Origin of the sequence: Bifidobacterium castoris (assembly GCF_003952025.1) — a bacterium.
Lineage (GTDB): Bacteria > Actinomycetota > Actinomycetes > Actinomycetales > Bifidobacteriaceae > Bifidobacterium > Bifidobacterium castoris.
Genome location: NZ_QXGI01000004.1, coordinates 220663 through 234919, shown reverse-complemented (window position 1 = coordinate 234919; position 14257 = coordinate 220663). Strand labels below are relative to the sequence as shown.

Genomic DNA, 14257 nt, shown 5'->3' with positions numbered 1-14257 from the left:
GGGCAAGTCGCGCACTAAGTGAGTTAACCATGTCGCGGGGACGATTATTCCACGTCCGGGCGCACGCCACCGGCCGCCTCACGGCCGACGCCCCAGCCACTGCGGCACGACGCCGCGCAGCAGCGCCGCCAGGATGATGCCGGCCAGGCGCATCCCCTCGTCGAGCATGATCGCATGCGCCGCCGTCCCGAGCGCGCGGGCGTCGCCGATCCACCACATCCCGTAGGAGGCGACGGCGAGCGGATGCGCGGCGAAGCCGTCGGGCACGATCTGCGCGGCGCGCTCGCAGATCTCGACGCCGCGCAGGATGCGTTCGACGTCGGGGGGCTCCGGCTTTGCGAACGCCGCATTGAGTTCGCGCTCCATCCGCGCGGCGTTGCCGGGCGCGTGCGGATGCACGGCGAAGCCGACGAAATCCGCTGCGTCATGCACGTCGGGGGATCCCACAAGCGTCATGATGAGCGCGTCGCGCGAGGCGAGCGAATCGGTCATCAGCACGGCGAGCGCGCACAGCTTGTCCGCTTCGCAGTCGAAGGGGTCGAATCCGTCGGCGTCGAGCCATGCGAGCCAGTCGGCGCACACCTCGGCGAACCGTTCGCCGGTCGCCTCGCCGGGACCGCGGTCGCGGCAGCGCTCGCGGTAGCGCTCGTGCAGCGCCTCGCAGCACGCGGCGTCGCGTTCGTCGACGAGCCGTTCCTCGTCGGGCTCGAATCCTTCGAGGGGGACGAACATCACGCCCGCGGACCCGGCCGCCTCCCCCGGGCCGCGTCGCGTCTCGCCGTCCGCCGTCGCGCCACTCGCCTCGATGCCTTCGTTCGTCTCGATGTTCTCGTCCATCGTCTCCTCCGTTCGTCCCGTCGGTCCTGTTGCGCCGGCCGCACCGGCCGGCCGCGGCCGGACCCGCGAGCCCGTCCGCCTCTCCACTCTCGCCGCGTGGGCCGGGCCGTGTCCAGCCGGGCCGGGGCATGTGTACGGACGGTGCGCTTGTCCACAATTCGCGTCCGGAGGAATCCACCGCGCCATGCGTCGTCGAAGACGGCCGGGCGTGCGCCGCGGGACGCCGGCGATTGTCGCAACGCTGTGGGTGAATGGCAGCTATGAGCCCCTCCACTGACTTGCAGCAGATCGAATCGCGAATCGGCGCGCTCGTGCGCGAATACGCGGGGTTGGCCAGACAGGCCGACATCCCGCCGGAGCTCGACGACACGCTCGAGCGCACGATCGACCAGGCCGTCGTCTCGAGCGAGGGGGGCAAAAGACTGCGCGCGCTGCTCGCGCTCGAGACCTATGATCTGCTCGCGCCGGACGCGGGCGGGGATCGCCGCGCCGCGATGCTCGACATCGCCTGCGCGATCGAGGTGTTCCAGACGGCGGCGCTCGTGCACGACGACATCATCGACGACGCCGACCTGCGACGAGGCAAGCCGTCGGCGCACCGCGCGCTCGAACAAGCGACGCACAGCGAGGCGATCGGCCGGGGTCTGGGAGTCATGCTCGGCGATCTGCTCGCCACAGCCTGCACGGCGATCATGGACGACGCGAGCCAGCGGCTCGACATCCCGCAATCGAGGGAGCTGCGCCGCGCGTTCACCACGATGCACCATGAGGTGGAGATCGGACAGGTGCTCGACCTGGCGATCGAGAGGATGCCACTGAACGATCCGGACAGGCTCGGCAAGGCCTCCTACGAGGTGTTCCGATGGAAGACGGCGAGCTATACGACGATCGCGCCGCTCGAGCTCGCGTTCCTCGCCGCCGGCATGGACCATGAGGATGCGACGCGCCACGCGATGGCGATCGGCTGGCCTCTCGGGGTCGCCTTCCAGCTCGCCGACGACCTCATCGACGTCATCGGCTCGTCGAGGCAGACCGGCAAGCCCGTCGGCGGCGACATCCGCGAAGGCAAGCGCACGGTGCTGCTGTCGGACGCGTTGCGCGCCGCATCGCCGAAGGAGGCGCGCGAACTCACGCGCATCTACGCGAAGCGCCGGCGCGGGGCGTCGGACGTCGAACGCGTCACGGCGCTGATGCGCTCGACCGGCGCGATCGAGCGCTCCTACGCGCGCATCGGCGAAATGTGGGAGCGCACGTGCGCCGCGATCGACGCGATGGGCCTCGACGGCCAGGCGAACGCGCGCCTGACCGCGATCTGCGCGCGGTTCATCCCTCAGTCGGCGCGCGCATGAGCAGCACACCACCATGTAGAATGACCACGTCATCGGCCGTCATGGCCGCACACCATCTTCGGGTAAGGGATACGACGGATCAAGCATGAGTGAAGCGCAGGATATGCCCAAGGACAGGCTCGTCGACGGCCGCTACCGCATCGTGCGCAAGATCGCGGACGGCGGCATGGCCACCGTCTACCAGGCGGTGGACGTCAGGCTCGGGCGCGACGTCGCGCTCAAGATCATGCACCAGCAGCTCGCGCAGGGGCCGTACCGCGAGCAGTTCATCGCGAGGTTCCACCGCGAGGCGAACGCGGCCGCCTCGATCGCGAGCCCCAACATCGTGCAGGTCTACGACACAGGCGAGAACGACGGCCTCGATTACCTCGTCATGGAATACGTCAAAGGCGTCAACCTGCGCGCCGAGATGCAACGCAAGCGCACGTTCAGCGTGCGCGAGACGCTGCGCGTCGTCGCCGAGACGCTCGGCGGCCTGGCGGCCGCGCATGCGGCGCGCGTCGTGCATCGTGACATCAAGCCAGAGAACATCCTGATCAACAGCCGCGGCCGCGTCCAGATCACCGACTTCGGCCTCGCGAAGGCGATCTCGCAGGCCACGCTCTCGTCGACCGGCATGCTGTTGGGCACGGCCGCGTACCTCGCGCCCGAGATGATCAGCGACAACGAGGCGCTGCCGCAGGGCGACTGCTACTCGGTCGGCATCATGGCCTGGGAGATGCTCGCCGGCCGCGTGCCCTTCCAGACCGACAACCCGGTGACGATGGTCTTCAAGCACGTCAACGAGAACGTGCCTTCGGTCGCGACCGTGTGCGCCGGCATCGATCCGCGCGTCGCGCGCTTCGTCTCAAGCCTGACGAACCGAGACGTCGCCGACCGTCCGGCGGACGCGTCGGTCGCGCTCGACCGCCTTCAGGAGCTCATGCGCACGCTGCCTCCCGACGCGCTGCGTTACCGCTACGATCCTGAGGCGCAGCCGACGACGGCGATGTCGACGCTCGCCGCGAACGCCGCGGCCGCTCAGCCGCAGTCGGCCGCGCAGCCGATGGCGCGCATGCACAGCGGCACCGCGCCGCGCGGCAACGACGATCCGACGGGCACGATCGCGATGCCGTCTCCCGCATCGGCGTCCGGCTCCCCCACTGCGGAGCCCCCCTTCGGCGGCGATGACAACCCGACGGCGATGCAGCCGCGACGTAAACGCCATGTCGGACTCATCGTCGGCATCATCGTCGCGATCGTCGCCGTGCTCGCCGCCGGCGGCACCTGGGCATGGTGGTACTACGCGGGTCCCGGCAGCTACAACACGATGCCGATGCCGGAGGGGCTCAAATGCGAGCAGAACGCGCCGTGCAAGATCACCGGCGTCGACTGGAAGAGCTACGAAAGCGCACTCAAGGTCTCAGACATCCACTACGAGGTGAGCCGCGCCCACAGCGACGACGTGCCGGAGGGCGACGTCATCTCCACCGATCCGGCCTATGTCGACGCGCATGTGAGCAAGCGCCACGAGCAGACGGTCAAGGTCGTCGTCTCGCTCGGCATCCAGCAGGTGACGATTCCCAAGGACATCGAATCGTCCGACGACCCGCTCACCGCGCTCAAGCAGGCGGGCATCGAACACATCGAGCATTCGGACGACACCGACGAATGGTCGCTCGACGTGCCGCAGGGCATGGTCATCAGCATCACGCCGGGTCCGGGCACGACGATCGCGCACAACGAGACCGTCGACGTCGTGCTGTCGAAGGGCCCGATGCCGGTGCAGATGCCCGATCTGATCGGCCAGACGAAGGACTACGCGCAGAAGACGCTCGAGGACGACAAGCTCGAGGTCACGTTCAACGAGGAGTACAGCGACAGCGTCGCCGCGGGCCATGTCCTCTACACATCCCAGGACGCGGGCTCGACGCTGCATTGGGGCGACGCAGTTACGGTGACGGTCTCGAAGGGTCCGGAGACCGTGAAGATGCCGAACGTCGTCGGCAAGTCGACGCAGGACGCGCAGAAGGAGCTCGAGGCGCTCGGACTCAACGTCAAGATCGACAAGCCGCTCGGCGTGGACGTGCTGCACCGCGTGCAGGGTCAGGATCCGGAGGCGGGCTCCGATGTGCCGAAGCGCACGAAGGACGGCGATCCGACGACGGTGACGATCCGCGTCGTGTGACGCGCGGACATCCGCACATCCCGGATACGCCGTGGCCATACGATGGAAGGGGCGGCGACGATGATGGCATCGTCGCCGCCCCTTCTCGCGCCCCGTCAACGCACGGTGCGCGGCCTAGCGCGCAGGTTGCGCCGCCTCGTCGATCGCTGCCTGCTCCTGCTGCATCTGCTTCTTGACGACCTGCGCGTATTCGGGCACGTACTCCTGTCCGCTCATCGCCTCGATGCGGCGCGTGACCTCGTCGGTCAGTCCGCGCAGCTGCTCGTGCGTGACCTCGTCGGCCGGCGTCTTCTCCACGGCGATCGGCTCGCCGTAAACGACCTTGCTGCTGCCCTTGCCGGGGATGACCTGACCGGGTCGCTGCAGTTCGCGCGAACCGATGATCGCGGCCGGCACGATCGGGCAGCCTGTCTCGAGCGCGAGGCGCGCGGCGCCGGTGTGCCCCTTGTACAGGCGGCCGTCGGGGCTGCGCGTGCCCTCGATGTGGATGCCGAACAGCTCGCCGTTCTCGATGATCTCACGCGCGTGCTCGAGCGCGCCGAGCGACTTGGATCCTCCGGAGCGGTCGACCGGGAAGACGCCGACCGACGTGAACCACCATTTCTTGAAGCGTCCCTTGAGGCCCTTGCCTTCGAAGTACTCGGCCTTGCCCATGAAGTGGATCATGCGCGGGCAGGTCATCGGCAGCAGCGCGTCGTCGATGACCGCCAGATGGTTCGCGGCGATGATCGCGCCCCCCTCATGCGGGATGTGTTCCAGGCCCTCGGCCGTCGGATTGAAGCGCCGCCGCGCAATCGGCCCGAGCGTCTTGACGAAAAACCAGTACAGCATCCGAAGTCTCCTTACGCGCTTCACATTCCGCTTGCTACAGTAGTGGTCATGACCGACCTCAACAATAGCAGCAACGACGGCGGCGCGCGTCGACGGGACGATGCGTCCGGACGCGACGACTGGGAGACCTTCCTCAACGACCACGCAGGCGAGCTCGAGGATGTCGAGCGCTCGCGCACGGCGAAGAGGTTCGACCGCCACGTCAAGCGCGAGGAGAAGAAGGCGATGCTCACCGTCGACGACCTGTCCGACGAGGCGTTCACCGGCGCGGGACGCGGACCGCGCGACTACACGAGCAGCTGGCTCGACACCGACGACGTCCTCGACCGTGACGGCATGGGATTCTCGGCGCCGAACCCGTCGCTCAGGGGCATCCGCGTCTCGAAGCTCGTATGCGCGGCGATCCTCGCGGTCGGCGTCATCGGCGTCATCGTCGCCGCCTGCCTGCCGCACGTCGTCGGCATCGTCGGCCTCGCATCCGCGCTGTGCATCCTCATCGGGGCGGGCGGCCTCATCGCGCAGCATGAGGGCCGCGACGTCATCCACGACGACGATTCGGACAACGGCGCCCGCGTCTGACCTCCCTGGCCGCGCGGGCGCCGCATCGGCTCAGGCCTTGCTCTTCGCGACGGCGATCCACTTGTCGAGCAGCTCCTGCGCCCCGCCGTCGTCGACGGCGCGTTCGGCGATCGCGTAGGCGCTGCGGAAGCGTTCGGCAAGCGGCGCGTCGGCGTCGATGAGCGAACCGTCTGCGACGATCGCCGACGCGGCGTTGAGCAGCGCCGTCGTGCGGAACGGCACGTCCTTGCCGGCGAACAGGTCGCGCGCGGCCTGCGCGTTGTAGTCCGGCTCACCGCCGCGCAGGTCGTCGATCGTGACCTTCGCGAGCCCCAGTTCCTCGATCGGGTCGAAGACCGTCTCGGCGACCTCACCGTCCTTGAACTCCCACACCGAGATCGGTCCGGTCGGCGCCATCTCGTCGAGTCCCTCGTTCGACGTGTACACCATGCCGCTTTGGCCGTTCGCCGCGTAGACGGCGGCCATGACCGGGCTCATCGCCCGGTTCGCGCAGCCGATCGCCATGTGCTTCGGGGCCGCCGGGTTCGTCAACGGCCCGAGCACGTTGAAGACGCACGGCACGCCGAGAGCGGCGCGCACCGGCCCGACGAAGCGCATCGCCGGATGGAAGGTCTTCGCGAACGCGAAGGTGATGCCCACCTCGTCGGCGATCTCGGCGACGGCCTGCGGCTTGAGGTCGAGCGGCAGGCCGAGCGCCTCGAGGCAGTCGGCGGCGCCGCATTTCGAGCTCGCCGCGCGGTTGCCGTGCTTGACGATCATGACGCCGGCGGCGGCCGCGATGACAGCGCCCATCGTCGACAGGTTGACGGTGTGCGCGCCGTCGCCGCCGGTGCCGACGATGTCGGTGCATTCACGGTCCACGTCGAGCGGCACGGCGTGCGACACCATCGCCTTCGCCGCGCCGGAGACCTCGTCGGCCGTCAGACCCAGCTGCTGCTGCGTCGCAAGCACGGCGCCGACGGCCGCCGGCTGCGCGTTGCCCTGCATGAGATCGTCGACGAACCATGCGGATTCCTCGGCGCTCAGATGCTCGCCCTTCACGAGCTTCGTCAGGATCGTTTTCCAGGTGATGTCGGCCATGACCTCTCCTCATCGGTATCGTGCAATGCACCGACCAGTCTATGAAGGACATGCAACGAAGCCGTTTCGATTCCCGCATCATGGTCATGTGCCTGGGCGAACGGCCCATGTCCCACCGCGATCGGGCCGCCGCAACGACGATGGGCGCCCGTGCGCCCGCAATCGTCGCCCTCCGCCCTCGATGACGTCCGCATGGGCATCATCCGGCAACGGAAACGGCGAGGGGTGCCGCAGCCGTTACGGCTGCGGCACCCCTCGCCCCGTCATGTCCCGATTGACGCAGGACGGTCAGCTCACTGCTCGTTCCGGCCGTGGCACAGCTTGTACTTGCGTCCCGAACCGCACGGGCACTGCGCGTTCTTCGGCGTGCCCGGGAACGTGCGGCCGTCCGCCCACGGCGTCTTGAGTTCCTCGTTCTTCGGGCGCTTGTTCGTCGGGACCTTGCCCTCGGCGTGCGAGATCGGCGCCGGTCCGACGATGCCATGAGCCTCGTCGTCGACGTCCTCGACCTCCTCCTTGACCGCGTCGCCGAGCGCGACGGCCGTTTCGTCGGCCGTGTCGTCGTACTTCGACGGCTCCTCCGGTTCGACGATGCGCACCTCGTCCGAGTCGAGCTCATCGACGCCGACGCCTTCGCCGAGCGCGACCTCGGCCTCGTCGACGACCTGGTCGTCGGTGACGTCCTGGGCCATGTCCTCATGGTCCTGCGTCTGCGCGACCGAATCGACGTCCACATGGAACAGCAGCTGGATGGACTCCTCCTTGATCGCCTCGATCATCGAGTTGTACATCTGGTAGCCTTCGCGCTGGTATTCGACGAGCGGATCGCGCTGGCCCATGCCGCGCAGGCCGATGCCGTCCTTGAGGTAGTCCATCTCGTAGAGGTGCTCGCGCCACTTGCGGTCGAGCACGGCGAGCACGACGCGGCGCTCGAGCGTGCGCAGGCCCTCTTCGCCGAGCTTGTCCTCGAACTGCGCGTACTGCTCCTGCGCGTCCTTGACGAAGAGCGCGACGACGGCGTCGACGGCCTTCTCGCCCTTGAGGCCCTCGGCGGCCTCCTTGGCCTCATCCTCGCCCACGCCCGTCGGGAAGAGCCCGCGCATGGCCTTGAGCATGCCGTCCCAGTCCCAGTCCTTCGGCTTGTCGGAGCCGTGCTTGGCGCCGGTCACGTAGCTCGTGACGGTGTCCGTGATGAAGCGCTCGATGTCCTCGTGGATGTCCTCGCCCTTGAGCACCGCCTGGCGCTCGGAATAGATGACGGTGCGCTGCTTGTTCATCACGTCGTCGTACTTGAGGACGTTCTTGCGGATCTCGAAGTTGCGCGATTCGACGGCCTTCTGCGCGTTGCGCACGCCCTTGGAGACGGCCTTCGACTCGATCGGCTCGCCATCCGGCATGCCCTTGGCCATGACGCGCGCGACGAGCTGCGTGTTGAACAGGCGCATCAGGTCGTCCTCGAGGCTCAGGTAGAAGCGCGATTCGCCCGGATCGCCCTGACGGCCGGAACGGCCGCGCAGCTGGTTGTCGATGCGGCGCGACTCGTGGCGCTCGGTGCCGAGCACGTACAGGCCGCCGAGCTCGACGACCTCCTCATGCTCGTCCTTGACCTGCTCCTTGATCTGCTTGAGCGTCTCGGGCCACAGCTTCTCGTACTCCTCCGGCGTGTCCTCCGGCGAGTAGCCCTCCTCCTTGAGCTTGGCGTCGGCGAGGAACTCGACGTTGCCGCCGAGCATGATGTCGGTGCCTCGGCCGGCCATGTTCGTCGCGACGGTCACGGCGCCCTTGCGGCCGGCGACGGCGACGACGGCCGCCTCCTTCTCGTGCTGCTTCGCGTTGAGGACCTTGTGCGGGATCTCGACGACGTCGAGCAGCGAGGAAACGACCTCCGAGGCCTCGACGGACGCGGTGCCCAGCAGGACCGGCTGGCCCTTCTTGTGGCGTTCCGCGACGTCCTTGACGATCGCCTGGAGCTTCTCCTTCTTCGTGCGGAAGATGAGGTCGTCCTTGTCCTGGCGGATCATCGGGCGATTCGTCGGAATCGGCAGCACGCCGAGCTTGTAGGTGCCCATGAACTCGGCGGCCTCGGTTTCGGCGGTGCCGGTCATGCCGGCGAGTTTGTCGTACATGCGGAAGTAGTTCTGCAGCGTGATCGTCGCGAAGGTCTGGTTCTCGGCCTTGACCTCGACGTTCTCCTTCGCCTCGATCGCCTGGTGCAGGCCCTCGTTGTAGCGGCGGCCCGGCAGGATGCGGCCGGTGTGCTCGTCGACGATGAGCACCTCGCCGCCGGTGACGACGTAGTCGCGGTCGCGCAGGAACAGCTCCTTGGCCTTGATCGCGTTGTTGAGGTAGCCGATGAGCGCCGTGTTGCCCGGCTCGTACAGGTTGTCGATGCCGAGGTAGTCCTCAATCTTCGTGATGCCCGGATCGAGGATACCGACGGTCTTCTTCTTCTCGTCGACCTCGTAGTCCTCGTCGCGCACGAGCTTGGGCACGAGCTTGGCGAACTGGCGGTACCAGCGCGTCACGTCGCCCTCGGCCGGACCGGAGATGATCAGCGGCGTGCGCGCCTCGTCGATGAGGATCGAGTCGACCTCGTCGACGATCGCGTAGTGGTGGCCGCGCTGCACGAGCTCGTTCCTCTCCCACGCCATGTTGTCGCGCAGGTAGTCGAAGCCGAATTCGTTGTTCGTGCCGTAGGTGATGTCCGCGTTGTACTGCTTGCGGCGCTCCGGCGGCTTCTGGCCGGTGACGATGCAGCCAACGCTCATGCCGAGGAATCGGTAGATGCGGCCCATGAGCTCGCTCTGGTAGCTGGCGAGGTAGTCGTTGACGGTGATGACGTGCACGCCCTTGCCCTCGAGCGCGTTGAGGTAGCTCGGCAGCGTCGCGACGAGCGTCTTGCCTTCACCGGTCTTCATCTCGGCGATGTTGCCCCAGTGCAGCGCCGCGCCGCCCATGAGCTGGACGTCGAAGTGGCGCTGTCCGAGCGTGCGTTTCGAGACCTCGCGCACGGTGGCGAAGGCCTCGGCCATGATGTCGTCGAGCGTCGCGCCGTTGGCGAGCCTCTCCTTGAACTTGGCGGTCTGCCCCTTGAGCTCCTCGTCGCTCAGCGCCGAGATCTGGTCCTCGAGCGCGTTGACCTCCTTAGCCACGTTCTCCAGGCGCTTGATCTGACGGCCTTCGCCCATGCGCAGGGCCTTGTCTACGATGTCTACCAATGTCACTCCCTTTGTGAGATGGTCGTTAACATCATCCACCATACCGGACCGGCGGATTTTCCCCTTCGTTTTTCGACCTGTTTACGCAAATTTCTCACGTTCCGTCACAAGACATCCACAAACGACAGGCCGCCCCCGTGCATCCCCTTCATGCGAACACGGAAAACGGTCGGCGCCGGCTTCCCTCCTCGGGCGCCGGCACCGACCGTTCATCTGCGCCGCGACCCTTCGGATCGCGGCGATGGCCCGGGATCAGGCCTTTTTGGCCTCCTCGGCCTTCTTGATGTTCTCCGGGGTGTCAATCTCGAAGACGCCGTAGCTCCAGCCATGGCGGTGGTAAACGACCGACGGGCGCATCGTGTCCTTGTTGACGAACAGGAAGAAGTCATGGCCGATGAGCTCCATCTCGTAGAGTGCCTCGTCGATGCTCATCGGCTCGGCGACGTGGAGCTTGCGGCGGATGACGATCGGCGTATCGCCGACATGCACCTCGATGGACTCGCCGGGGCCGAGATCGGACGCGACTGCGGCCGCCGGGCTGTTGGCGTCGGCGGCGGCGCCCATGATGTCCTCTTCCTCCTCGGACGGCGGGACGAACTCGCCCGCGTCGACCGGGACCGGCGTGTAGTTCTTGCGGTGATCCTTGCGGCGGTCGCGCGCGCGGCGCAGACGCAGCGTCAGCTTGTCGAGCGCCAGATCGAGCGCGCTGATCTCGTCGAGGCTCGAGGCCTCGGCGCGGACGACGGTGGCGCCGGCGATGACGGTGAGCTCGACGCGCATCGCCGTGTCATGCATACGCGGATTGCCCTCATGCGACAGCACGATCTGGACGCGCTGCGCATCAGGGGCGATTGCGGTCACACGATTCATCTTGCTTTCGACGACGTCACGGAACTTCTGCTTGATCTGAATGTGACGGCCGGTAATCACGATATCCATGTGGACCTCCCTAGACTCAAGCGGCGTCATGCCGCTATATGCGGACCGAGACGACGATGCCGCCGTCCGGATACCACTCATTGTAACCGACGACATGCGGGAAAATGCGGTAAAGCTGCTGGTTTAACTTTTTCGATACGGCCGCGACCATATTGGCGCCGATGTCGCGCATGGTGCTACAATACTGCCTTTGAGACCTCTTGATGGCCGCGACCAGAACATGGTTGAGGAACTTCCGGGCTCCGCAGAGCACGATGGCGGATAACGTCCGCCCAGGGTGACCTGAGAGATAGCGCAGCAGAGAACAGACCGCCCGCCCTTTAAGTCGTTAAAGGACGGGTAAGGGTGAAACGGCGGTGTAAGAGACCACCGGGCCGCTGGTAACAGCCGGCCGCATGGCAAGCCTCATCGGGAGCAAGGCCAAGCAGAAGACGCTTGAGGGCTGCTCGCCCAATGTCTTCGGGTAGGCTGCTAGAGCCTGACGGCGACGTCAGGTCGAGATGGATGGCCATCCGTGGTGCGGCGTTTCAGGACGCCGCACCACGACAGAACCCGGGGTATAAGAGGTCTCACCCCTCATCCTGCCTGTCATTCCCCCGCCCCGTCATCGCCCTGGGTGCGGAACAGCGCATCGCCGACCTCGCGCAGCGTCTGCGGGTCATGCCCCTTGCGACCCCCGGCACCCCAGAAGCGACGGCGCGCGACCTGCGCATCATTGCCGCGGGTGCGCGCGGCGACGGCGCGGCCAAGCGCCCACGCCGCGTCGACGAAGACGCCGTCGTCGGCGGCCTCGGCAGCGACGCGCATCGCCAGCGCGCGGTCGACGCCCTTGCGAGTCATCTCCATGACGGCGCCGCGCATCCCCATCATCCGCTTCGCGCAGGAGCGCACGACCGAGCGCGCATAGTCCTCGTCGTCGAGCAGCCGCAGTTCGGTCAGGCGGTCGACGACCTTCGCGACGACGTCGTCGGCGTAGCCGCGTTCGGCGAGCTTGGCGCGCAGCGTCCCGGTCGAACGCGCAGCGGCGTCGAGCAGCCGCAGCGCCGCCTCCTTGCATCGCTCCTCGTCGTGGGGATCGTCCGTCGGTGTATAGGCGAAGCCAGCCGCCGAACGGCGTCGCCCGTCGCGGCCGCGCACGCCGCCGGCGTGCCGCGCGCCACGAGCGCGACGGACGTCGTCGTCCCCCGAGGCGCCGAAGACGCCGCCGAAGTGCGCCGCGGGCAGGGGCGCGTCCATATCCGCCGACGCGTCCCCGTCCACACAGCCGTCCGCATCGGCGTCGGCGTCCATGGCCGTGCCGCCGTCGGCGGTCGCCTGCACGGCGGCATGGCCGGCGCGGCGGACGTACGTCGCATCGGGGCCGTCCGCCGCCGAGGCCGGAGCGCCGACATCATGGCCGGAGCCGGCCGGGACCCGCACGGGGCCGCCGTCCTGGGGCGCCGGCACCGGATGCGCCGCGAGGAACTCCTCGACCGAGATCATCAGCCGTCCTTCCTCGCCGTCTCGTCGCCGGCCGCGGTCGCGGCGATGTCCTCGGACTCGATCGTGGACTCGACCTCCTCGCCCTGCGCGAAGGTGTCCTCGGGCGCGTCGATGAGACCGTAGGCGATCTTGACCTTGTTCTCGATCTCGTCGACGATCTGCGGATTGTCCTTGAGGAAGCGGCGCACGTTCTCGCGCCCCTGGCCGAGCTGCTCGCCCTCGTAGGTGAACCACGAACCGGACTTCTTGACGATGTCGGTCTGCAACGCCATGTCGAGCACCGAGCCCTCGCGCGAGATGCCCTCGCCGTAGAGCACGTCGAACTCGGCCGACTTGAAGGGCGGCGCCATCTTGTTCTTGACGACCTTGACCTTCGTGCGGTTGCCGACCGCGTCGTCGCCGCTTTTGAGCGTCTGGATGCGGCGGATGTCCATACGCACCGACGCGTAGAACTTGAGCGCCTTGCCGCCGGTCGTCGTCTCCGGGCTGCCGAAGAAGACGCCGATCTTCTCGCGCAGCTGGTTGATGAAGATCGCGGTCGTGTTCGCCTGCGCGAGCGCGCCGGTCATCTTGCGCAGCGCCTGGCTCATCAGGCGCGCCTGCAGGCCGACGTGGCTGTCGCCCATGTCGCCCTCGATCTCCGCCTTCGGCACGAGGGCCGCGACCGAGTCGATGACGATGACGTCGAGCGCGCCGGAACGGATGAGCATGTCCGCGATCTCAAGCGCCTGCTCGCCGTTGTCCGGCTGCGAGACGATGAGCGAATCGGTGTCGACGCCCAGATTGCGCGCATAGACCGGGTCGAGCGCGTGCTCGGCGTCGATGAACGCCGCGACGCCGCCGTTCTTCTGCGCGTTCGCGACGACGTGGAGCGCGAGCGTCGTCTTGCCGGACGATTCCGGCCCGTAGATCTCGACGACGCGGCCGCGTGGCAGACCGCCGATGCCGAGCGCCATGTCGAGCGCGAGGGATCCGGTCGGGATGACCTCGACGTCCTGTTCGGGCTTGTCGCCCAGACGCATCGCCGAGCCCTTGCCGAAGCTCTTCTCCACCTGCTTGAGCGCGTTCCTGAGCGCCTCCTGACGCCGCGGGTCCACATTCTGCCCGAAGCTCATGCCCTTGTCGGACTCCTTGGCTTTCTCCGCCTTCGCCGCTGCCATTGCAGCCCTCCTTTGTCTTACGATGCCACGGGCGCGCGCACGGCCGGTGCCGCACAGGCGCCATCCACGGTACACGCGACGCGCCGCGCCCGTCCAGAAGGACGGACCATGTGTACGGACGGTGCCGTCATCCACATTTCGCCGAGCGCCGCACAACCGCGTCGGCTGTGCCGGGGCACCATCATACCCGAAGATACGAACATTTGTTCGAATGTCGGCGGCGTGTCGCGGCGGCGTCAGAGGAAGTCGACCGGCAGCGGCGGCGCCGCATGGTCCTTGCCCCAGCGCCGCGCATCGGGCACGTCCATCTGGTCGCACAGCACGTTCCACACGATGCGAGGCTCCTCGCCGTCGCCGAGCGCCTCGACGACGGTCCTGCCGCCGAGCTTCGTCAGACGCTGGTCCCGGGCGAGCGCACGCCCGTAGCTCCTGCCGAACACTTCCTCGAGCAGTTCCCAGAATTCTCGTTCACGCATACCGCGCCACTGTACACCTCCCGCGCCCCGCGCGAAAGCCCCGCGGACACAGGGCCGCGCAAACGGGAATGGGGACGCCCCGAGGGGCGTCCCCATCCATGCTCAGGCGCATCAGCCGGCCGTCATGCGCGGCCCGCGC

12 protein-coding genes and 1 other RNA gene are annotated in these 14257 nt (G+C 67.6%); 4 read left to right on the top strand and 9 right to left on the bottom strand.

What is annotated here, in order from left to right; all coding sequences use genetic code 11:
* Positions 1–78 precede the first annotated feature (78 nt).
* Positions 79–837 (bottom strand): hypothetical protein, encoded by a 759-nt coding sequence (locus D2E22_RS06540; RefSeq protein WP_126032275.1) that lies wholly within the window; start codon positions 835–837, stop codon positions 79–81.
* A 260-nt stretch (positions 838–1097) separates the two neighbouring features.
* Between D2E22_RS06540 and D2E22_RS06535 the strand changes: the two genes are divergently transcribed.
* Both D2E22_RS06535 and D2E22_RS06530 read left to right on the top strand, forming a co-directional pair.
* Positions 1098–2186, top strand: coding sequence for a polyprenyl synthetase family protein (locus D2E22_RS06535; protein ID WP_126032316.1), 1089 nt, complete (start codon positions 1098–1100; stop codon positions 2184–2186).
* Positions 2187–2271: 85 nt separating this feature from the next.
* Positions 2272–4353, top strand: coding sequence for a Stk1 family PASTA domain-containing Ser/Thr kinase (locus tag D2E22_RS06530; protein ID WP_126032274.1), 2082 nt, complete (start codon positions 2272–2274; stop codon positions 4351–4353).
* A 114-nt stretch (positions 4354–4467) separates the two neighbouring features.
* On the opposite strand, the gene D2E22_RS06525 is transcribed toward D2E22_RS06530, so the two are convergent.
* Positions 4468–5184, bottom strand: coding sequence for a lysophospholipid acyltransferase family protein (locus D2E22_RS06525; RefSeq protein WP_126032273.1), 717 nt, complete (start codon positions 5182–5184; stop codon positions 4468–4470).
* Between the two features lie 48 nt (positions 5185–5232).
* On the opposite strand from D2E22_RS06525, the gene D2E22_RS06520 reads away from it, so the two are divergent.
* Positions 5233–5763 (top strand): hypothetical protein, encoded by a 531-nt coding sequence (locus D2E22_RS06520; protein ID WP_126032272.1) that lies wholly within the window; start codon positions 5233–5235, stop codon positions 5761–5763.
* Between the two features lie 30 nt (positions 5764–5793).
* Here the strand turns inward: D2E22_RS06520 and trpD are convergent, their stop codons facing one another.
* The 4 genes from trpD to D2E22_RS10530 all read right to left on the bottom strand — a co-directional run bounded on the left by trpD (position 5794) and on the right by D2E22_RS10530 (position 11172).
* On the bottom strand, positions 5794–6843 hold the full coding sequence (trpD, locus tag D2E22_RS06515; RefSeq protein ID WP_126032271.1) for an anthranilate phosphoribosyltransferase: 1050 nt from the start codon (positions 6841–6843) through the stop codon (positions 5794–5796).
* Positions 6844–7136: 293 nt separating this feature from the next.
* The gene (gene secA, locus D2E22_RS06510; RefSeq protein ID WP_126032270.1) at positions 7137–10061 is read right to left on the bottom strand and encodes a preprotein translocase subunit SecA; all 2925 of its coding nucleotides are present in this window, start codon (positions 10059–10061) and stop codon (positions 7137–7139) included.
* A gap of 252 nt (positions 10062–10313) precedes the next feature.
* A complete protein-coding gene (hpf, locus tag D2E22_RS06505; protein ID WP_126032269.1) occupies positions 10314–11000 on the bottom strand; it encodes a ribosome hibernation-promoting factor, HPF/YfiA family in 687 nt (228 codons plus the stop codon).
* A 34-nt stretch (positions 11001–11034) separates the two neighbouring features.
* Positions 11035–11172: a hypothetical protein gene (locus tag D2E22_RS10530; RefSeq protein WP_164518440.1), complete on the bottom strand. Its 138-nt coding sequence runs from the start codon at positions 11170–11172 to the stop codon at positions 11035–11037.
* Positions 11173–11191: 19 nt separating this feature from the next.
* Here D2E22_RS10530 and rnpB point away from each other — a divergent pair.
* Positions 11192–11576, top strand: an RNA gene (rnpB, locus tag D2E22_RS06500) — RNase P RNA component class A.
* A gap of 12 nt (positions 11577–11588) precedes the next feature.
* On the opposite strand, the gene D2E22_RS06495 is transcribed toward rnpB, so the two are convergent.
* The 3 genes from D2E22_RS06495 to D2E22_RS06485 all read right to left on the bottom strand — a co-directional run bounded on the left by D2E22_RS06495 (position 11589) and on the right by D2E22_RS06485 (position 14118).
* Complete coding sequence (locus D2E22_RS06495; protein WP_241218264.1) at positions 11589–12482, bottom strand: regulatory protein RecX; 894 nt, start codon at positions 12480–12482, stop codon at positions 11589–11591.
* Positions 12482–13597: a recombinase RecA gene (recA, locus tag D2E22_RS06490; protein WP_126032314.1), complete on the bottom strand. Its 1116-nt coding sequence runs from the start codon at positions 13595–13597 to the stop codon at positions 12482–12484. Before recA ends, D2E22_RS06495 begins: the two co-directional genes overlap by 1 nt.
* 281 nt (positions 13598–13878) lie before the next feature.
* Positions 13879–14118: a DUF3046 domain-containing protein gene (locus D2E22_RS06485; protein WP_126032268.1), complete on the bottom strand. Its 240-nt coding sequence runs from the start codon at positions 14116–14118 to the stop codon at positions 13879–13881.
* Positions 14119–14257: the final 139 nt, after the last annotated feature.